Source organism: Metapseudomonas phytobenefica, from assembly GCF_043392685.1.
GTDB lineage: Bacteria > Pseudomonadota > Gammaproteobacteria > Pseudomonadales > Pseudomonadaceae > Metapseudomonas.
In genome coordinates, this window is the sequence record NZ_JBHZGM010000007.1 from 99,567 (window position 1) to 124,413 (window position 24,847).

22 protein-coding genes are annotated in these 24,847 nt (G+C 64.6%); 13 read left to right on the plus strand and 9 right to left on the minus strand.

The genetic code is table 11. The annotated features are described in order from the left end of the window. Positions 1 to 100 precede the first annotated feature (100 nt). Both ACFW0B_RS08480 and ACFW0B_RS08485 read right to left on the minus strand, forming a co-directional pair. Positions 101 to 1,072, minus strand: coding sequence for a diguanylate cyclase domain-containing protein (locus tag ACFW0B_RS08480; protein ID WP_449147489.1), 972 nt, complete (start codon positions 1,070 to 1,072; stop codon positions 101 to 103). Positions 1,073 to 1,351: 279 nt separating this feature from the next. After that, positions 1,352 to 2,536 carry a murein transglycosylase A gene (locus ACFW0B_RS08485; protein ID WP_449147490.1) on the minus strand — a complete coding sequence of 395 codons (1,185 nt, stop codon included), beginning with the start codon at positions 2,534 to 2,536 and terminating at the stop codon, positions 1,352 to 1,354. A 158-nt stretch (positions 2,537 to 2,694) separates the two neighbouring features. Here ACFW0B_RS08485 and ACFW0B_RS08490 point away from each other — a divergent pair, with 158 nt between their 5' ends. From ACFW0B_RS08490 to ACFW0B_RS08505, 4 genes are all read left to right on the plus strand, one after another. Beyond that, positions 2,695 to 2,889: a hypothetical protein gene (locus tag ACFW0B_RS08490; RefSeq protein ID WP_449147491.1), complete on the plus strand. Its 195-nt coding sequence runs from the start codon at positions 2,695 to 2,697 to the stop codon at positions 2,887 to 2,889. A gap of 233 nt (positions 2,890 to 3,122) precedes the next feature. Next, positions 3,123 to 4,700 carry a threonine ammonia-lyase, biosynthetic gene (gene ilvA, locus ACFW0B_RS08495; RefSeq protein WP_459251693.1) on the plus strand — a complete coding sequence of 526 codons (1,578 nt, stop codon included), beginning with the start codon at positions 3,123 to 3,125 and terminating at the stop codon, positions 4,698 to 4,700. Between the two features lie 226 nt (positions 4,701 to 4,926). After that, entirely contained in the window at positions 4,927 to 6,537 is a 1,611-nt protein-coding gene (locus ACFW0B_RS08500) for a 5-guanidino-2-oxopentanoate decarboxylase (protein WP_449147492.1), read from the plus strand. 180 nt (positions 6,538 to 6,717) lie between these two features. Further along, a complete protein-coding gene (locus ACFW0B_RS08505; protein ID WP_449147493.1) occupies positions 6,718 to 7,746 on the plus strand; it encodes a LacI family DNA-binding transcriptional regulator in 1,029 nt (342 codons plus the stop codon). On the opposite strand, the gene ACFW0B_RS08510 is transcribed toward ACFW0B_RS08505, so the two are convergent. The 3 genes from ACFW0B_RS08510 to ACFW0B_RS08520 are packed head-to-tail and all read right to left on the minus strand — an operon-like array spanning position 7,735 to position 10,522. Next, a complete protein-coding gene (locus ACFW0B_RS08510) occupies positions 7,735 to 8,346 on the minus strand; it encodes a LutC/YkgG family protein (RefSeq protein ID WP_449147494.1) in 612 nt (203 codons plus the stop codon). The two genes, ACFW0B_RS08505 and ACFW0B_RS08510, sit on opposite strands and share 12 nt — an antisense overlap. Then, the gene (locus ACFW0B_RS08515; protein ID WP_449147495.1) at positions 8,343 to 9,755 is read right to left on the minus strand and encodes a lactate utilization protein B; all 1,413 of its coding nucleotides are present in this window, start codon (positions 9,753 to 9,755) and stop codon (positions 8,343 to 8,345) included. Before ACFW0B_RS08515 ends, ACFW0B_RS08510 begins: the two co-directional genes overlap by 4 nt. Continuing rightward, complete coding sequence (locus ACFW0B_RS08520) at positions 9,755 to 10,522, minus strand: (Fe-S)-binding protein (RefSeq protein ID WP_449147496.1); 768 nt, start codon at positions 10,520 to 10,522, stop codon at positions 9,755 to 9,757. Before ACFW0B_RS08520 ends, ACFW0B_RS08515 begins: the two co-directional genes overlap by 1 nt. 140 nt (positions 10,523 to 10,662) lie before the next feature. Here ACFW0B_RS08520 and ACFW0B_RS08525 point away from each other — a divergent pair, with 140 nt between their 5' ends. From ACFW0B_RS08525 to ACFW0B_RS08535, 3 genes are all read left to right on the plus strand, one after another. Further along, positions 10,663 to 11,469 carry a helix-turn-helix transcriptional regulator gene (locus ACFW0B_RS08525; RefSeq protein WP_449147497.1) on the plus strand — a complete coding sequence of 269 codons (807 nt, stop codon included), beginning with the start codon at positions 10,663 to 10,665 and terminating at the stop codon, positions 11,467 to 11,469. Between the two features lie 108 nt (positions 11,470 to 11,577). Next, on the plus strand, positions 11,578 to 12,825 hold the full coding sequence (locus tag ACFW0B_RS08530; protein ID WP_449147498.1) for a Zn-dependent hydrolase: 1,248 nt from the start codon (positions 11,578 to 11,580) through the stop codon (positions 12,823 to 12,825). 13 nt (positions 12,826 to 12,838) lie between these two features. Next, a complete protein-coding gene (locus ACFW0B_RS08535; protein ID WP_449147499.1) occupies positions 12,839 to 13,750 on the plus strand; it encodes a dimethylarginine dimethylaminohydrolase family protein in 912 nt (303 codons plus the stop codon). Between the two features lie 76 nt (positions 13,751 to 13,826). Here ACFW0B_RS08535 and ACFW0B_RS08540 read toward each other — a convergent pair whose 3' ends face one another. Beyond that, entirely contained in the window at positions 13,827 to 14,735 is a 909-nt protein-coding gene (locus tag ACFW0B_RS08540) for a LysR substrate-binding domain-containing protein (protein ID WP_226284134.1), read from the minus strand. A gap of 181 nt (positions 14,736 to 14,916) precedes the next feature. On the opposite strand from ACFW0B_RS08540, the gene ACFW0B_RS08545 reads away from it, so the two are divergent. The 4 genes from ACFW0B_RS08545 (at position 14,917) to ACFW0B_RS08560 (ending at position 19,943) form a co-directional block, all read left to right on the plus strand. After that, a complete protein-coding gene (locus tag ACFW0B_RS08545; protein WP_449147500.1) occupies positions 14,917 to 15,657 on the plus strand; it encodes a class II aldolase/adducin family protein in 741 nt (246 codons plus the stop codon). A gap of 89 nt (positions 15,658 to 15,746) precedes the next feature. Beyond that, positions 15,747 to 17,138, plus strand: coding sequence for a YjiH family protein (locus ACFW0B_RS08550; protein WP_449147501.1), 1,392 nt, complete (start codon positions 15,747 to 15,749; stop codon positions 17,136 to 17,138). Positions 17,139 to 17,211: 73 nt separating this feature from the next. Further along, entirely contained in the window at positions 17,212 to 18,948 is a 1,737-nt protein-coding gene (locus ACFW0B_RS08555) for an amidohydrolase (RefSeq protein WP_449147502.1), read from the plus strand. Between the two features lie 23 nt (positions 18,949 to 18,971). After that, positions 18,972 to 19,943, plus strand: coding sequence for a CobW family GTP-binding protein (locus ACFW0B_RS08560; RefSeq protein WP_449147503.1), 972 nt, complete (start codon positions 18,972 to 18,974; stop codon positions 19,941 to 19,943). Positions 19,944 to 19,978: 35 nt separating this feature from the next. On the opposite strand, the gene ACFW0B_RS08565 is transcribed toward ACFW0B_RS08560, so the two are convergent. Beyond that, positions 19,979 to 20,878, minus strand: a complete 900-nt coding sequence (locus tag ACFW0B_RS08565; protein ID WP_449147504.1) for a LysR family transcriptional regulator — start codon at positions 20,876 to 20,878, stop codon at positions 19,979 to 19,981. 135 nt (positions 20,879 to 21,013) lie between these two features. Between ACFW0B_RS08565 and ACFW0B_RS08570 the strand changes: the two genes are divergently transcribed. Then, on the plus strand, positions 21,014 to 21,817 hold the full coding sequence (locus ACFW0B_RS08570) for a lipase family protein (RefSeq protein ID WP_449147505.1): 804 nt from the start codon (positions 21,014 to 21,016) through the stop codon (positions 21,815 to 21,817). A gap of 133 nt (positions 21,818 to 21,950) precedes the next feature. On the opposite strand, the gene ACFW0B_RS08575 is transcribed toward ACFW0B_RS08570, so the two are convergent. Together ACFW0B_RS08575 and ACFW0B_RS08580 are read right to left on the minus strand one after the other, a co-directional pair. Beyond that, positions 21,951 to 22,430, minus strand: coding sequence for a nuclear transport factor 2 family protein (locus tag ACFW0B_RS08575; RefSeq protein ID WP_449147506.1), 480 nt, complete (start codon positions 22,428 to 22,430; stop codon positions 21,951 to 21,953). Positions 22,431 to 22,488: 58 nt separating this feature from the next. After that, a complete protein-coding gene (locus ACFW0B_RS08580; protein ID WP_449147559.1) occupies positions 22,489 to 23,052 on the minus strand; it encodes a TetR/AcrR family transcriptional regulator in 564 nt (187 codons plus the stop codon). A 307-nt stretch (positions 23,053 to 23,359) separates the two neighbouring features. On the opposite strand from ACFW0B_RS08580, the gene ACFW0B_RS08585 reads away from it, so the two are divergent. Next, on the plus strand, positions 23,360 to 24,814 hold the full coding sequence (locus tag ACFW0B_RS08585; RefSeq protein ID WP_449147507.1) for a c-type cytochrome: 1,455 nt from the start codon (positions 23,360 to 23,362) through the stop codon (positions 24,812 to 24,814). Positions 24,815 to 24,847: the final 33 nt, after the last annotated feature.

Here is a 24,847-nt window from a genome sequence, read left to right on the forward strand (position 1 = left end):
CTGAACATTCGACCGTACGGGCTGAACGCCACGTCCTGCCCGGGGCAAGGGGTGTGCCGCGCGTACCGGCTTTTGCCCGCCCGCCGCGAGTGGCCGGACTTCAGCAGTCCGGCCTGGCCAGGGAGGTGAGGGCGCCGTCGAAGCGCGCCGATACCAGGCGGTTGCGGCCTTGCTGTTTGGCGCGGTAGAGCAGCTGGTCGACGGCCTGGATGAAGGGCAGGGGCTGGTCTTCATGCCGGGGCACCACGGTGCCGACGCCCAGACTGATGGTGAGTAGTGAGGCGACGCCGGATTTTTCGTGGGGGATGCACTGCTCGCGGATCAGCTTGCGGCAGCGCTCGGCGACGTGGCAGGCGTCGGCCTCATCGGTGGCGGGAAGGATCAGCACGAACTCTTCGCCGCCGAAGCGGGCGACGAAGTCGCGGGGGCGAATAGCGGCATTGGCCAGCGCACGGCCCACGCTCTTTAGACAGTCATCGCCCTGAATGTGGCCGTAGTGGTCGTTGTACTGCTTGAAGTAGTCGATATCCAGGAGGATCAGCGACAGCGGCTCACCGGTGCGCTGGGCATTGGCCCACTCGACCTCCAGCATGGAATCGAACATGCGCCGGTTGGCCACGCCGGTCAGCCCGTCCTTGTAGGAGTACTCCTCCAGTTGTTTCTGCAGGTCGATCAGCTGCTGCTCGGCCTTCTTCCGCTCGCTGATGTCGAACATGAAGCCGATCAGGGCTTCCACCTCGCCATCGGCGTTGCGCATCACATGCACCACGTCGCGGATCCACACGTAGTCGCCGGTGGCGGTCAGGGCCCGGTAGTCCGCTTCGTGGTCGGTGCCCGCCTGGGATTGGGAGACGCAGAAGCCGACGACCGTGTCGCGATCGTCCGGGTGCATGCGCTCAGCCCAGTCATTGACGCTGACCCAGCTGGACTGGCTCCAGCCCAGCAGTTCTTCGATCTGCGGGCCGATGTAGGCGAAGGTCATGGTCTTCCAGTCGATCTTCCACGGGATCGCCCGGGTGGATTCCAGAAGGGCCTTGTAGACCTCCTGGGTGGTTTCTGCGTCGTCTCTCATGCTGCCCCCGTAATTGGCGCCGGCCATTGCGCGAAGCCTTTTTATACCGGATCGGATGGGTTTGAGGCAGTGGCCACGCGCCCCAGGTGATGACTCAGGGAAACCGGGAAGCCGCAGGGGACACATAGGTTGGCGAAGAACACATCGTAGCCCGATGAAATCCGGGAGAGGCGGTAGGACTTTCCCCGGATTTCATCCGGACTACGGGACTGCGTCGTCTCTCGTGCCGCCCCCTAGTGGCCGGATCTATTGGCTCCGGCCATTGGGGGCAGGCCCGGCTCAGGACTTGCTGACCTGGCCCTGCACCGGCGTGGCCGCGGCGGGCAGCAGCATGCCCTTGGGCCAGAGCAGCCAGATCCGGCCCTGCTGCTTCATGTTGCCGGCCAGCTCGCCGGCCTCGGCGCCCGTGCCCCAGAACAGGTCGGCACGCACTTCGCCGGCGATAGCGCCGCCAGTGTCCTGGGCTGCGACCGGACGGATCACCGGGCTGCCGTCGTCGGGGCGGGTGGTGGAGAGCCAGAGCAGGCTGCCCAGCGGGATCACCTTGCGGTCGATGGCCACGCTGTAGCCAGCGGTGAGCGGCACGTTGAGGGAGCCTCGCGGACCTTCGTTGCTGTCCGGGTTGAGGCCGAAGAAGACGAAGCTCGGGTTGCTCGCCAGCAGTTCCGGTACCCGCTGCGGGTTGGCGCTGGCCCAGTCGCGGATCTTGCCCATGCTGACTTCTTCCTGCTTGAGCTGGCCCTGCTCCACCAGCCAGCGGCCGACCGGCCGATACGGGTGGCCATTCTGGTCGGCGTAGCCGATGCGCAGCTGGCGGCCGTTTTCCAGCTGGATGCGGCCGGAGCCCTGGATCTGCAAGAACTGCAGGTCCATCGGGTTGGTGAGCCAGGCCAGCACCGGCGCCTTGACGCCCTGGGCGCGAATGGTGGCGGCGTCGTCATAGGGTTTGAGTACGCGGCCTTCCAGGCGGCCGCGCAGGCGCTTGCCCTTGAGTTCCGGGTAGAGGCCGTCCAGGGCGACCACGATCATGTCCTCGGGCACGCCGTAGACCGGCACCGGCGTCTGCTCGCTGCGCTCCAGGCTGCCGGCATACACCGGCTCGTAGTAGCCGGTGATCAGGCCCTGGGGACTATTGCGGGCGTTGCGCAGGCTGTAGACGTCCAGCTGCGCCTTGAGCCAGGCGCGAACGGCGGCCGGGTCCTCCTGCACCTGGGCTGCGCTGGTGCAGGGGGCCGACCAGACCGGGTCCCGGGCCAGACGCGCGCAGGCGGAACGCCAGGCGGCGAAGCCGGCGATCACGTCAGCGTCGCTGCTGGCGGGAAGTTCGTCCCAGCTCGCCCGGGTGTAGGTTTCGACCTTGGGCGGCTCGGGCTTGGCGGGCTCCTTGTCGCAACCGGCGAGCAGGGAGAGCAGGGCGGCGACGCACAGCGCCAGCCGCCCCCGGCGGAAGAGGGGGGCAATCACGTCTTGCAGTTCCTGATGGGCTGAATCGAGGCCGGTAGCTTGGTGAATGGTGTGCGCAAGGTCAAATCCACCCGACCGATTCATTGATCCAAGCCACTGAAATAAAAAGGAAATAATCATTCAATAAGCTGATTCCAGATTTGACAGAGGCCTTTGGTGTGACTCGTAACCTCAGAAACTTCCGCAAGACCCTGGACGCCGTGGCCATGAACAACGAGGCCGCCGCCCTCGCGGTGATGCGCGCGGCTGACCGAATCGGTGATGCGGCGTTGAAAGAACAACTGTTCAGTGTGATCCGGCGCATGAACCAGGACGCCGCCGAGCTGCGCATGGTGCGCGATCACGTCGCCTGAGCGCTGTCCAGCGCGATTCTTCCATTGGTATTGAATGAAATTGCTGCTTGACCTGAAGGCCATAGTCCCACTAGATTGCCCGCCATGACTCAATCCCCTTGGTTGTCCGGCCCCGCGATTATTACCGCCATTCCAGCAGTGGCGGGTTAGCCGACGACCAAACAGAAACCCGCCCTCGAGGCGGGTTTCTTCTTTCTGTCTCCTGGGCGCTGAAATCAGACCAGGAGCCCAGCATGACCAGCTTCACTAGCCAAACCGGACACCTCACCGAGGGCCCGCTGGATGAGCGCGATGCACTGCTCAAGCACTACGTGCGCAAGATCCTCGCGGCGCCGGTGTACGACGTGGCCATCGAAACGCCGCTGCAGCCGGCGCGCCAGCTCAGCGAACTCCTGGGCAACCAGGTGCTGCTCAAGCGCGAGGACCTGCAGCCGGTCTACTCCTTCAAGATCCGTGGTGCCTACAACCGTGTGGTGCAACTGAGCGCGGAAGAGCGCGCGCGGGGCGTGATCGCCGCATCGGCCGGCAACCATGCCCAGGGCCTGGCGCTGGCGGCGCGGGAGCTGGGCATCGAAGCGACCATCGTGATGCCGCGCACCACCCCGGAGCTCAAGGTCCACGGCGTGCGTTCCCGTGGCGGCAAGGTGGTGCTGCACGGCGATGCCTTCCCCGACGCCCTGGCCCACTCGCTGAAGCTGGCGGCGGAGCAGGGCCTGACCTTCGTGCCGCCCTATGACGACCCGGACGTGATCGCCGGGCAGGGTACCGTGGCGATGGAAATCCTCCGCCAGCACGCCGGCCGCCTGGACGCCATCTTCGTGCCGGTGGGCGGCGGCAGTCTAATCGCGGGGATCGCCGCCTATGTGAAGTACCTGCGTCCGGACGTGAAGGTGATCGGTGTCGAGCCGGAAGACTCCAATTGCCTGCAGGCCGCCATGGCCGCCGGCGAGCGCGTGGTGCTTGGGCAGGTCGGGTTGTTCGCCGATGGCGTGGCGGTGGCGCAGATCGGTGCGCACAACTTCGAGGTCTGCCGGCATTTCGTCGATGAGGTGCTGACGGTGAGCGCCGACGAAATCTGCGCGGCGATCAACGACATCTACGACGACACCCGCTCCATCACCGAGCCCGCCGGCGCGCTGGCCGTGGCCGGGATCAAGAAGTATGTCGAGCGCGACGGCGCCAGCGGCCAGACCCTGGTGGCCATCGACTCCGGCGCCAATATCAACTTCGACCGCCTGCGCCACGTGGCCGAGCGCGCCGAACTGGGAGAAAAGCGCGAAGCGATCATCGCCGTGACCCTGCCGGAGCGGCCGGGCGCGTTCAAGGCCTTCTGCGAGGCGCTCGGCCGGCGGCAGATCACCGAGTTCAACTACCGCTACAGCTCGGAGGACGAGGCGCACATCTTCGTGGGCGTACAGACCCATCCGCTCACCGACCCGCGCGCGGCGCTGGTGGAGAACCTGCAAGGCCAGGGCTTCCCGGTGCTGGACCTGACCGACAACGAACTGGCCAAGTCGCACATCCGCCATATGGTGGGCGGCCGTTCGGCGCACATAGGCGAAGAACGGCTGTTCAGCTTCGAATTCCCCGAGCGTCCCGGCGCGCTGTTCAACTTCCTCAACAAGCTGGGCGGGCGCTGGAGCATCACGCTGTTCCACTACCGCAACCACGGCGCCGCCGATGGTCGCGTCCTGGCCGGGCTGCAGGTTCCGGAAGACGAGAATCACCTGATCTTCGAGGCACTGGACGAAATCGGCTATCCGTACTGGGAAGAAACCGACAACCCGGCCTGCAAGCTGTTCCTGGGTTAGTGCCTACTTCTTTGTGGGGGCGATTTCAATCGCTGAGCGGACCGCAGGTTCGCCTTTTGAGCGGGGGAGCTGCGCTCCCCATAGCGAATGAATTCGCCCCCACAACCCCGTTCCCCACTCAGCAGAAAGACCCCGTCAGACAAATCCGACAAAAACGATGTTAACGCTAACAATCTGGTGTTAGAGTGCGCCCCATTCGTTGATCGATCCCCTGGAGGACTTGCCCATGTTGACCTGCGGAGAACTGCTGGTTGAGCTGCTGGAAGGCTTTGGCGTGGATACCGTGTTCGGTATCCCTGGCGTGCACACCGTAGAGCTGTATCGCGGCCTGCCCAATACCGCTATCCGCCACGTGACACCGCGTCACGAGCAGGGCGCCGGCTTCATGGCCGACGGTTACGCCCGCGTTTCCGGCAAGCCGGGCGTGTGCTTCATCATCACCGGCCCGGGCATGACCAACATCACCACCGCCATGGGCCAGGCCTATGCCGACTCCATTCCGATGCTGGTGATCTCCAGCGTCAACAACACCGAACAACTGGGCATGGGCGGTGGCCGCCTGCACGAGCTGCCGTCCCAGCGCAACCTGGTGTCGGGCGTTGCCGCCTTCAGCCACACCCTGATGCGTCCAGACGAACTGCCGGACGTGCTGACCCGTGCTTTCGCCGTGTTCAACGGCGCCCGCCCGCGCCCGGTGCACATCGAGATTCCGATCGACGTGATCACCGCGCCGGCCGACCACGTGCGCCGCAAGCTGGGCGCACTGCCGAGCCGCCCCGGCCCGTGTGCGGACGCCATTGCACGTGCCGCCGAAATGCTCAAGGGCGCCAAGCGTCCGCTGGTACTGCTGGGCGGCGGCTGCGCCGACGCAAGCGCCGAGGCCCAGCGCCTGGTGGAAGCCCTGGATGCGCCCACGGCCTACACCATCAACGCCAAGGGCGTGCTGCCCAAGGGCCACCCGCTGGCCCTGGGCTGCAACCAGGCCTGGGTGCCGGTGCGCAAGTTGGTGCTGGAGTCGGACGTGGTGCTGGCCATCGGCACCGAGCTGGGCGAGACCGACTATGACGTGGTGTTCGACGGCAATTTCCGCATCGAGAGCCAGCTGATCCGCATCGACATCGACGCCGAGCAGTTGAACCGCAACTACCCGGCAGATATCGCCATCCTTAGTGATGCCCGCAAGGCGATGGCTGCGCTGGCCGATGCCCTTGGCAGCGGTGCCGCCTTCAACGCCGATAGCCTGGGCTCGCAGCGTGCCGCTGCAGTGCGCGCCGAGCTGGACGCCCAGTGGCCGGAAGCCTGGAATGGCCAGCGCAAGGTCCTGGAGACATTGCAGCAGACCCTGCCGGACCTGATCGTGGCGGGCGATTCCACCCAGCCGGTTTACTCCGGCAACCACCTGTTCGAAGCCACCCGCACGCGCAGCTGGTTCAACTCCGCCACCGGTTACGGCACGCTCGGTTACGGCCTCCCAGCCGCCGTCGGCGCCAAGCTGGCTGCACCGGATCGCCCGGTGATCGCGCTGATCGGCGACGGCGGTATCCAGTTCACCCTGCCGGAACTGGCTTCGGCCGTGGAAGCCGGCGCACCGATCATCGTGCTGCTGTGGAACAACCGCGGCTATGGCGAGATCAAGCGCTACATGCAGAACCGTGACATCCCCACCATCGGTGTCGATATCTACACCCCGGACTTCCAGGGCCTGGCCCGTGCCTTCGGCTGCAACGCAGAGAAGGCCGAGAGCCTGGAGCACCTGGCCGAGCTGCTGAAAGCCGCCGCCAAGGCCGACCGCCCGACGGTGATCGAGGTGTGGGAACACGCGGAGTTCCTGCAATAACGGAGCAGGCGTTCTGTGGGGGCGATTTCAATCGCTGAACGGACCGCAGGTTCGCCCTTCGAAACCCGGGGGGCAGCTGCGCTGCCCTTCGCGAATGAATTCGCCCCCACAGTGAATTTGCGCACACCCGTGACTGTTCAGGGATAATGCCCCTCCCCACAAACAGCGCCAGAGGCCAGGATGTCGACCCGGAACAAACCCGCCACCCTGCACGATGTCGCCCAACTGGCCGGGGTTTCCGGCATGACGGTGTCGCGGGCGCTGTCCAAGCCGGACATGGTTTCCGAGCGGACCCGGCAGAAGGTCGAGCAGGCGGTGCGTGAACTGGGCTACGTGCCCAATCTCGCCGCCAGCCAGTTGGTGACGCGCCGCAGCGGCATCATTGGCGCGCTGATCACCACCATCACCAACCCCATCCTCGCCACCACCATCGAAATCCTCCAGCAGGGGCTGGCGCGGGCCGGCTATCACCTGTTGATCGGTGAAACCCGCTTCTCCCAGGAAGAAGAAGGCAAGCTGCTGCGCGCCTTCCTCGGCCGCCAGCTGGACGGCCTGATTCTCGCCTACGGCTATCACGCGCCAGAAACCCTGGAACTGCTGCAGGCCGCCGACATTCCATTGATCGAACTCTGGGACCTTCCCGAAGGCGATGCGCCGCGCACGCCCGTGGGGCAGGTGGTCGGCTTCTCCAACTGGTCCGCCGGTGCGGCGGCCGGTCGCCACCTGGTGGAATGCGGCTACCGCAAGCCGGCATTCTTCGGCTTCGATGACGAGCGGGAGAACCTGCGCTTCGCCGGGTTCCGCCAGGCCGTGGTCGATGGCCTGGGCATCGAACCCCTGCGCTTCAACACCTCGCCCGTGCCGCATATCGATGACGGTGTGGACGTGATCCAGCGCTTCGCCCGTGGCGAAGTCGACTGCGATGGAGCCTTCTTCACCAACGACATGCCGGCGATCGGCGCGCTCTTCACCTGCCAGCGCCTCGGCATCCGGGTACCGGACGAACTCGGCATCTGCGGCTTTGGCGACCTGCCCATCGCCCGCGTGGCCACGCCGTCACTCACCAGCGTGCGGATTCCCGCCGAGCGCGTGGCCAACGCCACCGTGGAGCTGCTCTGCCAGCGCATTCGCGGCGAAGGCGAACGAAATGCCCTGGTGGACGTGGGCAGCGCACTGGTGGCGCGGGAGTCGACTGCGCTAAGGCGTTAACAACACGTGCACCGCGCGCGGCCCATGGGCGCCGTAGAGCAACTGGCCGCCGATATCCGCCGTACTGGACGGACCTGTCACTAGTTGCACCGCCTGGGTGTCGCGCCCCTTCAGCAAGGGCCAGAGTCGCTCCAGACGATCCAGCAGCCTGCTGCGTGACAGCATCACCAGGTGATGCTCCGGCAGGAAGTTGAGCCGGGGCGGGTTGTCGGCATCGGCGAGCATCGCCAGGCTGCCCGTTGCGGCGATTCCGGCGAAGGCCTTGCCTACGGCGACAGCGTGATGCGGCTGGGCGCTGCCGACGTCCACCGGAAGGTCGCGCCAATCCAGGCTGGCCAAGGATGGGGCGAGGGCGACCGGTCCTGCCAGGCGCCGCCGCGCCAGATAGCCGGCGAGGGCGTCGGGCAGCGCCTGCATGCCTGGCAGGCATTCCAAGGTCACGCCGGTGACGGCGAACCGTTCGCGCAGGCGTTGCTCAAGGTCGTCGGCAGTGGCTAGGGCGATTGCGCTGAAGAACGGCCTGGGTGCCGGTGCATCACCCGGCTGACGCCCGACTGCCAGGCGAATCTTGTCGAGGATCGCTGCGCGCGAGTCGCTCATGGTGCATCCCCCTTCTGTTGTTTTTCCCAGAGTTGCTGGAAGGTCGCGCCCTGTGGCGCCGGCATATCGCGTTCGGCCGTCCAGGCACCAGCAAGGGGCAGGCGACGCAAGCGTCCTCGGCTACCGGCGACCCTCCGCAGGATCTGCGCGAGCATCGCGCTGGCAAACCGGTAAAGGGCAGGGCGGCGCGCCAGGGCGCCCCACAGGCGCAGTCCCCAGCGACTGCTGGTTGGCGTCAGATGCCGTTGCCACTGCTGATGGCGCAGCTCGCGGAGCATGTCTGGCAGAGGAATCTGCATCGGGCAGACTTCTTTGCAGCGGCCATTCAGGGTGCACGCGTTGGGCAGGTCGCGGGTGTCTTCGAGGCCGACGAGGTTCGGCGTCCAGACCGATCCCATGGGGCCGGGATAGATCCAGCCATAGGCATGTCCGCCGACCCAGTTGTACACCGGGCAGTTGTCCATGCACGCGGCGCAGCGGATGCAGCGCAGCATGGGGCGGAATGCGCCGGCGAGCATCTCGCTGCGGCCATTGTCCAGCAACACCACATGGCATTCCTCTGGACCGTCTTCGACCGCGCCGCCGTAGATCGAGGTGTAGCTGGTCAGCGGCTGGCCGGTGGCGCTGAGGGCCAGCAATTGCAGATGGGTGCCTGCGTCGGCCAGCGTCGGCAACACCTTCTCGATGCTCGCCAGGACGATGCGCACCCGTGGCAGCAGGCTGGCGAGGTCGCCGTTGCCTTCGTTGGTCACGAGCACGTGCGTGCCGTCCTCGGCGACGAGGAAGTTGGCGCCGGTGATGCCTACGTCCGCGTCGATGAACCGCTGGCGCAGCAGTCGTCGGGCTTCCGCCAGCAGGTCAGCCGGGTCGACCAGATACTCGCCGCGGCCCAGTTCCTGGTGATGCTCATGGAACAACGCCTGCACCTGCCTGAGTGTCTTGTGGATCGCCGGGCCGTTGATGTGGCTGGGAGGCTCGTCGGCCAACTGGAGGATGTATTCGCCCAGGTCGGTTTCAAAGCGTTGGATACCGGCGCGGGCCAGGGCCGCGTTGATGCCCATTTCTTCGCCGATCATGGTCTTGCCTTTGATGACCTGGCGCGCTCCGGCCTGCCGACAGATGGCGAGCACTTGCGCCTGGGCTTCCTCCGGTGTGGCAGCCCAGTGGACTTGGACGCCGCGTTGGGCGGCAGCGGCTTCGTAGCGCTCCAGGTAATGGTCGAGGTTCGCCAGGGTGTGATCCTTGATGGCGCGTGCCTCGTCGCGCAGGGCCTGGAAACTGCCGGTGGCATCTACTTGGCGGCGAACGTGGGCGGCGAAATGACGGTTGTCGGCCATCGCCTCTTGCAGTTGAGGGTCGAACAGCGCGACACGGGCCGCGGATTTGAAGCGCGCGGAACGCAGTTCCATCAGTCGTTTCTCCCTTCGCCGATTGCGAGGCCGTCGGCCATGCCTGCCAGCACTTCTGCGGTGTGGAATACCCGTACCGGACTGCCCTGCCGGGTCAGGCGGCCGCTCATGTTGAGCAGGCAACCGAGGTCGCCGCCGAGCACGATGCCGGCGCCACTGGTATGGATGTTTGCGACCTTCTGGCTGGCCATGCGGGCGGAGATGTCGGGGTACTTCACGCAAAAGCTGCCGCCGAAGCCGCAGCAGGTTTCCGCTTCGTCCATTTCCACCTGTACCAGCTCGTCGACCCCAGCCAACAGGCGCCGTGGCTGGTGCTTGATGCCCAGTTCACGCAGGCCCGAGCAGCTGTCGTGGTAGGTGGCAATGCCAGGCAGGCGTGCGGTGGGACGGAAGTTCATGACTTCGGCGAGGAAGCTCAACAGCTCATGGCTGCGGCCAGCCAGGTCGAGCGCGCGACAATGCCAGGCCGTGTCGTTCTCGAGCAAGCGGGGGTAGTGCAGCTTGAGAAGACTGATGCAGGAGCCGGAGGGCCCCACCACGTAATCGTAGCCGCCGAACGCCTCGATCAGCTTCTGCGCGAGTTCGCGCGCGAGTCCCGTGGCACCGCTGTTGAAGGCCGGCTGGCCGCAGCAGGTCTGGTTCGCGGGCACTTCCACCTGGCAGCCGGCCTGCTCCAGCAGGCGGACGGCAGCGAAGCCGACACTGGGGCGGTAGAGGTCCACCAGGCAGGTGTGAAAGAGCGCCACGCGAGGTTTCGGGTTGGACATCGGGCACCAGCTGAGTCAAGTTGGGTGCCAAGACTCTATGTTAGCGTTAACATTCGTGTCAACACGATACTGGACAGGCGTGACCTGCAGTCCGCTGCTGGTGGAGAATGCAGTGTTTTCCTTACTCGAGTTGCGATGCCTTGAGCTCCACTGTCTTCGACCTTGCCCAGTGGCTACGACTGGAAGCCAGCCTGATCGACGCCATCGGCCAGCCGGAATTTCCTGCGCGCCTGTTGCAGGCACTCTTCGCTGCCGTGCCCATCGACACGGCCTTCATCGTCGCCCATGCCCCGGGCCAGCCCCCGCTCATGCTGGAGGAAGGGCGAGTGTTGCCTGCGCGGCGCGAGGAAGTTCATCGCTATCTGGCCGGCCCCTACCTGCTGGACCCGGTGCATCTGGCGTGTGTCGAGGGGGGGCGTCAGGGGTTGGTGCGGCTGGCGGATATCGCCCCCGACCAGTTCCAGGAGTCCGAGTACTACCGCAACTTCTACTCCTCCCACGGGCTGGCGGATGAAGTGAACATTCTCATCGGCCTGGAGGGCGCGGGCGGTATTGCCCTGTCGATGGGACGAATCGCCTCCCACGGCGCCTTCGCGCCCGAGGAGATTGCCGTACTGGCCTCCATCGAGCCTCTGGTGGCCGCTGCTGCCCGCAGGCACTGGGCTGCGGAAGCGGTCGGTGGCGATGGTGCGGGGCAGGCCCTGCACGGGCAGTTGGAACGCGCCTTCAACCGCTTCGGTGGCAATTGCCTGACCGATCGGGAGGCTGAAGTCGCGCGGCTGATCCTGCGGGGGCACTCGTCGAAATCGGTGGCGCATGAACTGAGCATCAGTGCGGATACGGTGCGGGTCCATCGCAAGAACATCCATGCCAAGCTCGGCATCAGCTCCCAGGGCGAACTGTTCTCGCTGTTCCTTGCCGCCATCGCCACGCCGGGCGCGGCATGACCGGGCACTTACCCTAATCTGGGTATGGTTCCGCCCGATGGCCGAACCTAGGCTGTCCCCCTTCGTCACCACCGGCCACGCACCGGTGGCCAACCGGGAGACAGCTGCATGGCCAACACACAAATCCATTCATTGCGCATCAGCGGCGAGCGCCTCTGGGGCCGCCTCATGGACATGGCGCGGATCGGTGCCACCGAGCAGGGCGGTTGCAACCGGCAAGCCCTGACGGACCTGGACAAGGCCGGTCGCGACCTTTTCGTGGGCTGGTGCCGCGAAGCGGGTTGCGAGATCAGCGTGGACCAGATGGGCAACATCTTCGCCCGCCGCGCTGGCCTCGAAGACGACCTGCCGCCGGTGCTCACCGGCTCGCACCTGGATACCCAGCCGACTGGCGGCCGCTTCGACGGCGTCTATGGCGTGCTGGCGGGACTGGAGGTGATCCAGACCCTGAACGACGCCGGCATTCGCACGCGTACCCCGCTGGAGGTGGCCGTGTGGACCAACGAAGAGGGCGCGCGCTTCTCGCCGGCCATGATCGGCTCGGGTGTCTGGACGGGTGCCTTCGACCTTGCCTATGGCCACGGCCGCACTGACAGGCAGGGCGCGAGTATCGCCAGCGAGTTGGCCCGCATCGGCTACCTGGGCGAGCAGCCCGCGTCGGCTCGCCCTCTGACGGCCTCCTTTGAAGTGCATATCGAGCAGGGGCCGATCCTCGAAGCCGAGGGTCTGCAGGTGGGCGTGGTCACCGGAGTGCAAGGTATCCGTTGGTACGACCTGACCCTGGAGGGGCAGCCGGTGCATGCCGGGCCCACGCCGATGACGGTGCGTCGCGATCCATTCATGGGGCTTGGCGGCATCCTTCCGCGCCTCTACCAACTGGCCGAGGAACATGGGCCCTGGGCTCGCGTGACCTTTGGCGACATCCGCGCCGAGCCCGGCTCGCGCAATACGGTGCCTGAGCGTCTGTTACTGGCGGTGGACGTGCGCCACCCCGACGAGGCCGTATTGGAGCGGCTGGACGCTGATTTTCGCCGCATCGTTGCCGATGAGGCCAGGCGTCATCGGTTGCAGGCCGACATTCGCGAGGAGTGGCATTCCCCAGCGGTGACTTTCAATGGCGATTGCGTGGCGGCCGTGCAAGGCGCAGTGGATGCGCTCGGCTATTCGCATCTGCGGATGTGCAGCGGTGCCGGCCATGATTCGGTTTACCTGTCGCGAGTCGCCCCCACCAGCATGATCTTCGTCCCCTGCGAAGGGGGCATCAGCCACAACGAGGCGGAAAACGCCGCACCTGCCGACCTCGAAGCCGGCGCCAACGTCCTGCTGCACGCCATGCTGCGCATGGCTCAATCCTGACCTGGAGAACCTGATGAGCGCATTCACCCTGAAACACCGCCGCGACGGTGGCGACACCCCTCGCCTGGATAACTGGGGGGCCGATTCCGAGTACGGCGTCCTGCGTGACGTCCTGCTCGGCCCGGTCGATCACTACCACTGGCTGGAAACCAGCTCCATCTCGCGCAAGAGCCTGCGCCTTGGCTACGGCTTCGACGCCGCCGTGGCGCGTGCCCAGCATGCGGAGATGCTAGACGCGTATCGGGAAGCGGGGGTGAACGTGCACATGCTGCCGACGGACCCGAACCTGAAGTATCAGGTGTTCGCCCGAGACTCCAGTGTGATGACGCCCTTCGGTCCTATCGTCACCCAGATGGCCCAGTGGTGGCGCCGTGGCGAGTACGCGCCGGTGATCCAGTTTTACAAGGACAACGGCATCCCGATCTACGACATGGTCACCGCTGGTTCTTTCGAAGGCGGCGACTTCATGATGCTGCAGCCGGGCGTGATTCTCTGCGGCTATACCGGCGAGCGCTCCCAGGAGCCGGCGGTGCAGCAGATGAAGGGCTGGCTGGAGGCCGAAGGTTGGGAAGTGAAGCTCTACGGCATGGACCCCTTCTTCGTACACATGGACGCCCTCTGCGTCATGTTGGCCGAGCGTCTGGCCGCGGTGTGCGTCGACGCCGTGGAGCCGGAGCTGGTTGATTGGCTGAAGGCCAAGGGCATCGAGATCGTCGATATCCCCTTCAAGGATGCGATGGAGCTGGGCTGCAATGTGGTGGCGCTGGGCAAGGGCCGGGTGCTGTTACCTTCCACCAGCAAGACGCTGAAGGAGAAGTGCCTGGCATTGGGCCTCAAGGTCTATGACCCGGACATCAGCATGATCGCCAAAGGTGGTGGCGGCGTGCATTGCATGTGCCAGCCGCTGCGCCGCGATCCGGTCTGACGGCGTTCTCGTTGGGGGAGGGCCGCGGGGCGAACCTGCGGCTCCCTCTGTCCTTCAAATAATCACCCATCAGGTGCTATTCGCCGCCTGGACCTTCCGCCCATTGCAGCAGCCAGTCGGCAAAGCGCCTGAGTTTCGGGTCGCGGCTCTGCTTCGGTATCACCACGTAGTACTTTCCCGCCACCAGCGGCTGCTGGCAGGCGACCACCAAGTGGCCATCCTTGACCTCGCGATCGACGAAGAAGCGCGGTAGCACTGTCGCCCCGAGCCCGTGCAGGGCGGCGTCGAGCACGAACTGGAAATGTTCCAGGCGCTGGCCGGGCAGGGCCTCTATTTCCTTTGCGGAAAGGCCGGCACTGTGCAGCCAGAGCTGGGTGGAGGACTTGGTCAGGCTGGTGAGGGAGCTGTGGTGGAGCAGGGGATAGCGCAGGATGTCGCGCCGTTCGACGATGGGCCCGAAGCGCTCCAGCAGGTCCGGCGTGCAGACGGCGACCATCTCGCCCTCCATCAGCAATCGCGCATCGAACTCCGGCCAGTCGCCGTCGCCGTACAGAATGCCCACGTCATAACCTTCGTGCCGGTCATAGAGGCGGCGCAGGTCGTTCATGATCTCCAGCTCGATTTCCGGGTTGAGCCGCGCATATTCCTTGAGCTTGGGTAACAGCCAGCGGGTGGTGAATGAGGGTTCGGCGCCGACCCGCAGCCGCCCTGAGTGGCTGCTGCGTACGCGCATGGTGGCGGCTTCCAGTTGGTCCAGCAGCAGGCTGACTTCTTGCACGTACTCGCGGCCCTGGTCGGTCAGCAGCAGGCGCTGGCGCACCTTCTCCACCAGCGGGCAGCCGAGCATGTCTTCCAGATTCTTGATCTGCCGGCTGACGGCGCTCTGGGTGAGGTTCAGCTCTTCGGCGGCGCGGGTCACGCTCATGTGTCGGGCGAAAGCGGCGAAGCAGCTGAGGGAGATCATGCTGGGAAGCTGACGGCGCATCGGAGTTCATTACATTTTGGAATGATTGTCAGCAAGATATATCGATATTCGCACCTGGGCAAGCGCTCTAATCTCCGCCCCGAGGGACCATTGAAAGGGTAGGCGCATCCCCCCGGTGCGTAGGCTCACGGATGCGCCGATCTGCCCAGCGATGTCGATACTTGACCGGCTGGAATGCTCCATGACAACAAGCAGCAATGAACAGATGCTCCGTACCGACCTCGCTGCCGCCTACCGGCTGCTGGAGGTCAATGGCTGGAGCGACCAGGTCTTCACCCATATCTCGGTCAGGCTGCCGACGGATGAGCCTGCTTTCCTGATCAACCAGTACGGCTTGCGCCCGGAGGAGGTCACCGCCTCCAACCTGGTGGCCATCGACGTCAACGGCCGCAAGCTCGACGACCGCGCCCGCGAAGTGAACCCCGCGGGTTTCACCATCCATAGCGCCATTCACATGCACCGCCACGATGCCGTCTGTGTGATGCATACGCATACCTTGGCCGGCATGGCCGTGGCTGCCCTGGAAGAAGGGCTGTTGCCGCTGAACCAGACCAACATGGCCTTCTACGAGCGGGTTGCGTACTACGACTACGAAGGCATTCCGCTGGACCTGGAAGTGCGCCAGCGCATCGTCGCGGCCCTGGGCGACAAGAAGGCCGCCATCCTGCGCAACCATGGACTGCTGACCGTCGGCCGCAGCGTGGCTGAGGCCTACTTTCTGATGTTCTACCTGAACAAGGCCTGCGAGATTCAACTGGAGGCCATGAAAACTGGTTGCCCGCTGCGCATTCCGTCCCATGAGGATTGTGATTTCACGGCCCGCCAGTTCGACAACGAACGCTACCACCTGGAAAGCGTCGACCTGGTCTGGCAGGCCGAATTGCGTCGACTGGACCGCCTGGACGCAACCTTCAGGGCCTGATGCCCGATCCGTACGCTTGAATCTGCCGTGCGAGCCGGGGCCACCAGCGACCGGTACGACATCCACTACAAATACAAGAAGGTATGACCATGCAAGAACAACCCGATGCCGGATCGGTACTTCCCCAGTCCGGAGGTCCCTTAAGTCAGTACAGCACCGCACAGCTGCTGCGTTTCCTGATCCCGTCGCTGATCGGCGTGATGCTGTTCCTGGTGCCGTTCGAGATCAACGGCAAGAGCAACATCCTTATCGCGTACGTGATCGACTACATCAACGACGTGGTCAAACCGATGATGGTTCCGGTCACGGTCGGTGTTGCCACCATCCCCAGCCTGCTCACCCTGCTGGTGACTTTCAGCGCGCTGAAGAAGAACCCCAACCGCTTCATCCAGCTGTTCAACCCGGGGCTGGGCTGGACCACCGTGCGCGTCATCGGCGCCGTGCTGATGGTGATGACCTATTGGAAGATCGGGCCGGAGTGGATCTGGCACCGCAACACCGGCGGCGTGATGCTCTATGACGTCGGCCCGGTCGTATTGGCCATCTATTTCCTCTCGGCCATCCTGCTGCCGCTGCTCACCGACTATGGACTGATGGAGTTCGTCGGCAGCCTGGTCAGCCGTGGCTTCGAGAAGCTGTTCGGCCTGCCCGGCCGCGCTGCGGTGGACTGCATGGCGTCCTGGCTGGCGGCCTCCAGCGTGGGCATCATCCTCACCACCCAGCAATATCGTCAGGGCTTCTACACCAGCCGCGAGGCCTGTGTGATCGCCACCAACTTCTCCATTGTGTCGATTGCCTATTCCTACCTGCTGCTGAAACTGATCGGCATGGAGCATGTCTTCGTGCCCTGGTACATAGCGGTGGCCATCACCGGCCTGCTCTGTGCCCTGATCGTGCCCAAGTTGCCGCCGCTGCGTGGCAAGCCGAATGCCTATAACCCCGTCGTTGGCAAGCAGCTGAAAACCGATCGTCGCGAAGGCGAAGGCCTGTTCGCCCTGGGCCTTCGCCGCGCCATCGAGCGTGCCGATACCGCGCCGTCGATCTTCGCCCAGGTGCGCCATGGCGTTCACGTCAGCATGGACATCGCCATCTCCGTCTACCCAGCAATGATGTTGGTCGGCTGCCTGGGCCTTGCCGTGGTGGAGTTCACTCCGCTGTTCAAGTACATGGCGATTCCGTTGGTGCCCTACATGGAATTGCTGCAGTTGCCAGAAGCCGAGAAGGCAGCCCCCGCGCTGCTGGCCGGCATGGTCGACAGCATCATGCCGTCGATCCTTGGTGCCAGCATCCAGAGCGAGGTCACCCGCTTCGTGATGGTGGGCGTGGCGGTCAACCAGATCATCTTCTTCACCGAAGCGGCCATTCTGCTGATTCGTGCCGACATCGGCTTGAAGCTGCGTGACCTGCTGATGATCTACGTGCTGCGGGTCCTGGTTTCGCTGCCGATCCTGGCGCTGCTGGGCCACCTGATCGTTGGCTGACCGGCGGCCGGGGTGTCGCCAGGCACCTCGGCCCCAAGACCATAACAAGATTCCCGATTCGGACTTCACTGCCATGGATAAACACACCGACTTCCGTTCGTCGAACCTGCCGGGGTCTTCCGGCGCCGCCGACCTCGTGCTGACTAACGGCCGTATCTACACCGTGGATGCCGCCAACCCCTGGGCCGAAGCCGTGGCCATTCGCGGAGGGCGCTTCGTTGCAGTCGGTGCCAGTGGGGAAATGGACAGCCTGATCGGTCCGCGTACCCGCGTGCTGGACCTGAAAGGGCGCTTCGCCATGCCGGGCCTGTACGACATGCACACGCACCCGGACCTGAAGCTGGCTCCTGGCTACGCGGGCTACCTGGAAGTGGGCGTGGAGGACCCGACGCCGGAGCAGGTCCGGCAGGCCATCCTCGACTATGCCGCCGCCCACCCCGGCGATGGCTGGGTCTACGGCCAGTACTTCGTGCGCTACACCTTCAAGCAGGCCGGACTGGTGCCTGACCGACACTGGCTGGACAGCGTCCTGCCGGATCGTCCGGTGGCCATCCTCGACCGCTCCTGGGGCTGCATGATGGTCAACTCCCGCGCGCTGGAACTGGCTGGCATCGATGCGGATACGCTGGACCCGCGCCACGGCTACATCGAGCGTGACAGCGTCACCGGCGAGCCCACCGGCATCCTGGTGGACGGTGCCTATGCGCTGATCCACGCAGCCATGCCGCCGACCCCGCAACATGCGCTCAAGCGCGCCTACCGCGAGGGGGTGTGGTTCCAGAGTGGCCACGGCGTGGTGGGCACCAAGTACGTGCATGTCTGCGAGCACCGTCTGAACGCGCTGAAATCCATTGACCAGGTCGGCGAACTTTCGGTGCGGGTGGAAGCCGCCATCAGCTGGCAGGACGACATCTTCCCGGTGAAGCGCCGCTGGGAGTTGCTGGCCGGCGAGCGGCACTACTACCGCAGCGCCCGCCTTAACGCCAACGCGGTGAAGTTCCACTTCGACGGCACCCACGAATCCCGTTCCTCCTACCTGTCCAGCGCCTGGCCGGGCGAGGCCAGTTGGCGCGGCCACCTCAACCTGACTCCCGAACACATCACCGACATGGTGGTGGACATGGACCGCCGGGGTATCCGCGTGATCGCCCATTGCACCGGCGATGGCGCCTCCGATCTGTTCCTCGATGCCGTGGCCGAGGCCCGTCGTCGCAACGGTGACAGTGGCGTGCGTCACCAGTGCGCCCACAGCACCACATTGCTGGACGGCAACCTGCCGCGCTTTGCTGAACTGAAGGTCACTGCCGAATTCTCCCCGGTGGGCTGGTTCCCGTCGTCCTTCGCCAACGCCCGCGCCGTTTTCGGCGAGGATCGCATGCAGCGCGCCTACAACTTCAAGGGCGTGCTGGAGCATGGCGGCGTGGCGGTGATGGGTACCGACTGGCCGGTTTCCAGCATCAATCCGTGGATCGGCTTCGAGGCGATGGTCACCCGCGAGAACCCCTTTGGTGATGAGGAAGGCCGCTTCTACGGCAACCCCATCAGCCTGGAGCAGGCCATCCGTGTGATGACCCTCAACGGTGCGTGGTGCATGGGCATCGAGGACAAGGCCGGCTCCATCGAAGTGGGCAAATCCGCCGACCTCATCGTGCTCGACCGCAACCTCTTCGAGGTGGAGCCCAGGGGCAACATCCATGACACCCAGGTGCAGCTGACCCTGCTGGAAGGCGAGGTGACCTGGGACCGTCACGGCGAGTTCGACGGCACCGAGCACGCCGCTGTCTGGCAGGGCGAACTGCCGAACTTCTGAATCAGCCACCGGAAAGCACAGCCATGAGCAGACTCGCCCCCATCCCAGTGACCCTGGTGTCAGGCTTTCTCGGCGCCGGCAAGACCACCTTGCTCAACCGCATCCTCAACAGCGATCACGGCCTGCGCATGGCGGTGATGGTCAACGACTTCGGCGCCATCAATATCGACAGCCAGTTGATCGTCAGCCAGACCCGAACCACGGTGAGCCTGGCCAATGGCTGCATCTGCTGCACCGTGGAGAGCGACCTGATCGAACAGCTCGGCCGCCTGCTGGATGACCGCGTCAATCGCCCCGAGTACATCCTGATCGAAGCCAGCGGGGTGTCGAATCCGGCGAAGATCGCCAACACCCTGCGCTATCCGCAATTCCGCGAGGCGCTCAGCATCGACAGCATCCTCACTCTGGTCGATGCCGAGCAGTTCGGGCGGCTGGAAGGGGAGATGGCGCAACTGGCGATGGAGCAGCTGGATGTGGCGGACATCATCGTACTGAACAAGGTGGACCGGGTCGGCCGCGCCCAGATCGACGCCCTGAAGGCGCGCTGGTTCTACCCCAATGCACGCTTGCTGGAGTGCGAATACGGTGAGGTTCCGCTGGAACTGGTGCTGGGCGCTGGTCGCTTCAAGTCCGGCCGGAATCTGCGGCCGGCTGCCGCGGCGGCAGCACCGCTGGTGGCATCGGTGAAGGGGGCCGATCACTCGGCGATCTTCGAGACCTGGAGCTTTTCCAGCGAGCGCCCGCTGTCACTGAAGGCCCTGCGCCAGGCACTGGCGAACCTGCCGGCCGGTATCTATCGCGCCAAGGGCGTCTGCCAGATAGCCGAAGCCGCGGGCAGACGCTGCATCCTGCATCTGGTGGGCAGCCGCTGTGAGATCAGGCCGGAACAGGGCTGGAATGGCCGAACGCCGCAAACCCAGCTGATCTTCATCGGCCGACGCGGGACCATCGATGCGGTGAAGCTGCAGGCAACCTTTGAGCAGTGCGTGGCCTGACGGCGTTCTTGCCCCTTATAGGGAGAGAAGGGCGGTCATGGCTCCTGCCGGGCGGCACGGGCGAAATCGATGAAGGCCTTGAGCACCGCCGGCACCTGGCGGCGGCTTGGGTAGTAGAGGTGCAGGCCGGGGTAGTAGGGGCACCAGTCCTCCAGCACCTGGATCAGCCGGCCCTCAGCGACGTGCTCCGCCACCATCTCCTCGAACACGTAGGCCAGTCCTACGCCCTGTAATGCCGGCCCCACCATCAGGCCCACGTCGCCCAGGGTCAGCGGGCCGTCCACTTCGATCTCCAGCTGCACGCCGCCGCGCTCGAATTCCCAGCGGTAGTAATGGCCGCTGGGGAAACGGTGGCGGATGCAGGGAAGGCCGTGCAGGTCCTCTGGTTTTTGCGGCAGCGGATAGCGCTCGAAGAGGGCCGGTGCCGCCACGACCACCGAGCGCAGGTAGGGGCCGATGGGCAGGGACACCATGTCGGCCTCCAGGCGTTCGCCGAAGCGTACGCCAGCGTCGTAGCCGGAGGACACCACGTCCACCAGGGCGTCGTCGGCGGAGATTTCCAGGATCACGTCCGGGTAAGCCTCAAGGAAGCGGCTGGCCAGCGGCAGCAGCACCAGTTGTGCGGCGGCGCGGCCGGCGCTGATGCGCAAGGTGCCGGACGGTGTATCGCGGAACTGGTTGAGGTCCTCCAGGGCGTCCTCGATGTCGCGGAACGCCGGCCTGATCCGGGAGTAGAGACGCTCGCCGGCTTCGGTGAGGGCCACGCTACGGGTGGTGCGGTTGAACAGGCGAACCCCCAGACGTTCTTCCAGGGCGCGCAGGGCGTGGCTCAGGGCCGAGGGGGAAAGCCCGAGCTCGACAGCCGCACGGCTGAAACTGAGGTGGGCGGCAATGCTGAGGAAGACATTCAGGTCGGCGGTGGATACCGGTTTCATTGCTGAATCCTGTTCTTGGATTCAGGCGATTCTAGTGAGCGCTACACAGGAGTAAAGGCGTTGCCTGGACGTGGCTTTACGCCGCCTGAACAGCGTCTAGAGTAGGTACCCATTCCCACAGGCAAGGAGGCCATCATGCCCAGTCTTCCGATGTACTTCCCCTCTGCGTTTTCCCTGTCCCAGGCGCAGCAATGTGCCGTACTGGTGGAGGCGGCCTACGACCAGTACAGCCAATGGCTGCAACAGGACAAACCCCGCAAAGCTTCCGATTTCAGCTGGCAGCTGCCAACCAGCCTGAGCGGGTGGAACGTCTCAGCGCCGATCTGGAGCACGCTCAGCGAGCTGAAATACATCAACGAGTCCGAGCCTTTCGGCTTTGCTGCCATGGACACCAGCGATGCGGTGTACCTGGTGTTCCGTGGCACCGAATCGGCCCAGGACTGGGTGGACGACTTGGACGTCAAGCAGGATACCTATCCCTGGCAGTCGCATGTCGGCCAGGTCCACGCCGGCTTCCTCAAGCTCTACGCATCCCTGCGCGACCAGGCCCTGCAGGCCGTGGAAGGGCTCCAGCCCAGTGGCGATCTCTGGGTTTGCGGCCATAGCCTGGGCAGCGCGCTGTCCAGCCTGGCGGTACTTGACCTGCATAGCCAGTGGCCCCACCAGCCTTTGCAGCACTACAACTTCGCCAGCCCGCGGGTAGCCGACCCCAACTTCGCCGCCTACTACAACGGCCTCGACGTACCCACCTACCGGGTGGTCAACGACAGCGACCTGGTGCCCGAAGTCCCGCCGGGCGTGACCGATTCATGGGTCTACCAGCACCTGGGCCTGGCCGTGACTTTCACGGCCAGCTACTCCAGCTTCGCGGGCGACCACAGTATGGCGGACTGTTACCTCTACGCGATCAACAATCCCGATGCGCCGATGAATGGGTGAGGCGCCGCCATAGCGAATTCGCTGCCTGAGAGACCGCAAGGGCCGGGCATGGAGAGAGCAGGGCGGTGAAAGAGCGCGGCGCCCAAAGGCGCCGCGCCGGGTGAACAGTCCGGACGGTCCTGTCCGGCCGAGGTCACAGACCCAGTTCGGACAGACCCGGGTGATCGTCCGGACGGCGGCCCAGGGGCCAGTGGAACTTGCGCTCGGATTCCTTGATGGGCATGTCGTTGATGCAGGCGAAGCGGTGGGCCATCAGGCCGTTCTCGTCGAACTCCCAGTTCTCGTTGCCGTATGAGCGGAACCAGTTGCCCGAGTCGTCGCGCCATTCGTAGGCGTAGCGCACGGCGATGCGGTTGTCGGTGAAGGCCCAGAGCTCCTTGATCAGACGATACTCGAGCTCCTTGGCCCATTTGCGGGTGAGAAAGGCCTTGGCTTCCTCGCGGCTGTTGGCGAATTCGGCGCGGTTACGCCAGCGGGTGTCCAGCGTATAGGCCAGGGACACTCTTTCCGGATCACGGCTGTTCCAGCCATCTTCGGCCAGGCGGATCTTCTGGATGGCACTTTCGCGGGTGAAAGGGGGAAGTGGCGGACGAACTTCAGCGTTAGAGGACATGATATGTCTCCAATAAAAGTTTTGATTCAAAGATTGAAGTCGCCCGCTGGTTGAGCTTTTACTTCCCCAGAAGAGTTCGCGCTACTTGCAAGGCATCATCTGCGGAGTTCAAATCACCAAGCACATGGGCAACGGTAATGGCACCGTCGATCAGAATTAAAAACTGCCTGGCCAGGGCATCCGGATCGGCGGCGCCATATTGCTGGCAAATCTCCTTCACGAACCCGAGCAACTTCTCTTTGTGCTCCTTGGCAACCAGGCGGACGGGATCAGTCGGATCACCCGTTTCACCCGCGGTATTGATGAAGGCACAGCCCCGGAAGCCCGTGGAGGCGAACCAGCCCTTGAGCACGCTGAAGATATGCAGCAGGCGTGCCTCGGGTGATTCGGCTTTTTCCACTTCTGTCCTGAACCATTTCATCCAGCGCTCATCGCGCCTTTTCAATACCTCTGCTACGAGTTCGTCCTTGGTTCCGAAGTATTTATAGATACTCTTCCTCGAAACACCGGAGGTCTTCACCAGGAGATCCATGCCAGTGGCGTGGATACCGTTCCTGTAGATCAAGTCCTCGGTTGTTTCGAGAAGTTTTTCTCTGACATCGGAAGTTGATTTGCTGTCCATGTGAGTGATGGTAGAACGATCGTTCTCCACGAGCAAGCCTCTTTTCTTAAAAAGGTATGAACGGTCAATTGATAGATGAAGGAAATGAGCTTATTGCGTTCGTCTATCAGCGCCGGAGTGTAACCCAGTGCCAGAACGGAGATAGGCCCGGAAGGGGAGGCAAATCGACGCCAGCGACTATACTTGCCACCAACTTTGCCATTTGGGGGGAAAGGCACCGAGCTTCCGGCGCGGCCGGAAGCCGGAACGTGGAGCACATGCACTGCCGATGACCGTCGACGGTCATCAGGAACGAGGCGACGGGAACATGGCGATTGCAATCATCCTGGGACTCATCGTTGTCGTTTCCATCCTCTTTCATCTCCTGGCGCCCTGGCACCTGACGCCCGCCGCGTCCAACTGGGGCTCCATCGACACCACGCTGTTCATCACCCTGGTCATCTGCGGCGTGTTCTTCGTTGCCATCGTCGGTTTCATGGTGGTGGCGATCATCCGGTTTCGACACCGCGAGGGCCGGCGCGCCCGGTACGAACCGGAGAGCCGCAAACTGGAGTGGTGGCTGATCGTCGTCACCTCGGTCGGCATCATCGGCATGCTGGCACCGGGGCTGGTGGTGTACAGCGATTTCGTCCAGGTTCCCAAGGACGCCTACCCGTTGGAAGTGGTCGCCCAGCAATGGCAATGGACTTTCCGCTTTCCCGGCCAGGACGGCCAGCTCGGCCGCGCCGACGTGAAGTGGGTGGACGCTGGTAATCCCCTCGGGCTGGACCCTGGCGACCCGCTTGGCCAGGACGATGTACTGATCCGCAGCAACGAGGTGCGCCTGCCCGTGGACCGTCCGGTGAAGGTGCTGCTGCGCTCGAAGGACGTGCTGCACAATTTCTACATCCCGCAGATACGCGGAAAGATGGATATGGTTCCCGGCATGGTTACGCACTTCTGGTTCACCCCGACGGTGGCCGGGCAGTACGAGATTCTCTGTGCCGAGTTCTGCGGGGTAGGGCACTTCAACATGCGCGGGATGATGCGGGTCGAGCCGGTCCAGGCCTTCGACCAGTGGCTGGCCGCGCAGCCCACCTTCGCCCAGACCCTGGCCAGCGCTGGCAAGTCGGATCAGGGCGGTCTGGCCGAGAAGGGCCGGCAACTGGCGGAAACCCACGGCTGCTCGGCCTGTCACAGCGTGGACGGGAGCGAGAGCCTCGGGCCGGGCTGGAAAGACCTCTACGGCCGCGAGGAAAAACTGGCGGACGGCAACAGCGTGAAGGTGGATGAGGACTACCTGAAGGAGTCCATCCTTGACCCCCGCGCCCGGCTTGTGCAGGGCTTTCCGCCGGTGATGGTGCCCTATACTTTCACCCAGGATGAGCTGGCCGCCCTGGTCGCCTACATCCAATCGCTGAGCGCTGCCGGGCAGCCCGTGCAGGGTGCTTCCGGGCCGGGCGGCGATGCCGTGGAGCAGGGCCGGCAACTTGCCCAGTCCCTCGGCTGCCTGGCTTGCCACAGCCTCGACGGCAGCAAGGGCGTGGGCCCCAGCTGGCAAGACCTGTACGGGCACCGCGTGACCCTGGCCGATGGCAGCCAGGTCGAGGCGGACGACGCCTACCTCGAGGAGTCCGTGCGGGCTCCCGCCGCCAAGCTTGTCCAGGGGTTCGCGCCGGTGATGCCGGCCTTCACCCCCAGCGACCAGGAACTGGCCGCGCTGATCGCTTTCATCAAGTCCAGGGCGAATCCCGACGCCACGAACCACGAACAGGCGCCGTAAACCCAGAGGGACTCCGACATTACGGAGGTAGTC

What these genes read in the sequence shown, in the direction of transcription:
- ACFW0B_RS08480 (WP_449147489.1), bottom strand. Translation starts at nt 1,072, where the DNA reads ATGAGAGACGACGCAGAAACCACCCAGGAGGTCTACAAGGCCCTTCTG.
- ilvA (WP_459251693.1), top strand. Translation starts at nt 3,123, where the DNA reads ATGACCAGCTTCACTAGCCAAACCGGACACCTCACCGAGGGCCCGCTG.
- ACFW0B_RS08500 (WP_449147492.1), top strand. Translation starts at nt 4,927, where the DNA reads ATGTTGACCTGCGGAGAACTGCTGGTTGAGCTGCTGGAAGGCTTTGGC.
- ACFW0B_RS08505 (WP_449147493.1), top strand. Translation starts at nt 6,718, where the DNA reads ATGTCGACCCGGAACAAACCCGCCACCCTGCACGATGTCGCCCAACTG.
- ACFW0B_RS08510 (WP_449147494.1), bottom strand. Translation starts at nt 8,346, where the DNA reads ATGAGCGACTCGCGCGCAGCGATCCTCGACAAGATTCGCCTGGCAGTC.
- ACFW0B_RS08515 (WP_449147495.1), bottom strand. Translation starts at nt 9,755, where the DNA reads ATGGAACTGCGTTCCGCGCGCTTCAAATCCGCGGCCCGTGTCGCGCTG.
- ACFW0B_RS08520 (WP_449147496.1), bottom strand. Translation starts at nt 10,522, where the DNA reads ATGTCCAACCCGAAACCTCGCGTGGCGCTCTTTCACACCTGCCTGGTG.
- ACFW0B_RS08530 (WP_449147498.1), top strand. Translation starts at nt 11,578, where the DNA reads ATGGCCAACACACAAATCCATTCATTGCGCATCAGCGGCGAGCGCCTC.
- ACFW0B_RS08535 (WP_449147499.1), top strand. Translation starts at nt 12,839, where the DNA reads ATGAGCGCATTCACCCTGAAACACCGCCGCGACGGTGGCGACACCCCT.
- ACFW0B_RS08540 (WP_226284134.1), bottom strand. Translation starts at nt 14,735, where the DNA reads ATGCGCCGTCAGCTTCCCAGCATGATCTCCCTCAGCTGCTTCGCCGCT.
- ACFW0B_RS08545 (WP_449147500.1), top strand. Translation starts at nt 14,917, where the DNA reads ATGACAACAAGCAGCAATGAACAGATGCTCCGTACCGACCTCGCTGCC.
- ACFW0B_RS08550 (WP_449147501.1), top strand. Translation starts at nt 15,747, where the DNA reads ATGCAAGAACAACCCGATGCCGGATCGGTACTTCCCCAGTCCGGAGGT.
- ACFW0B_RS08555 (WP_449147502.1), top strand. Translation starts at nt 17,212, where the DNA reads ATGGATAAACACACCGACTTCCGTTCGTCGAACCTGCCGGGGTCTTCC.
- ACFW0B_RS08560 (WP_449147503.1), top strand. Translation starts at nt 18,972, where the DNA reads ATGAGCAGACTCGCCCCCATCCCAGTGACCCTGGTGTCAGGCTTTCTC.
- ACFW0B_RS08565 (WP_449147504.1), bottom strand. Translation starts at nt 20,878, where the DNA reads ATGAAACCGGTATCCACCGCCGACCTGAATGTCTTCCTCAGCATTGCC.
- ACFW0B_RS08570 (WP_449147505.1), top strand. Translation starts at nt 21,014, where the DNA reads ATGCCCAGTCTTCCGATGTACTTCCCCTCTGCGTTTTCCCTGTCCCAG.
- ACFW0B_RS08575 (WP_449147506.1), bottom strand. Translation starts at nt 22,430, where the DNA reads ATGTCCTCTAACGCTGAAGTTCGTCCGCCACTTCCCCCTTTCACCCGC.
- ACFW0B_RS08580 (WP_449147559.1), bottom strand. Translation starts at nt 23,052, where the DNA reads ATGGACAGCAAATCAACTTCCGATGTCAGAGAAAAACTTCTCGAAACA.
- ACFW0B_RS08585 (WP_449147507.1), top strand. Translation starts at nt 23,360, where the DNA reads ATGGCGATTGCAATCATCCTGGGACTCATCGTTGTCGTTTCCATCCTC.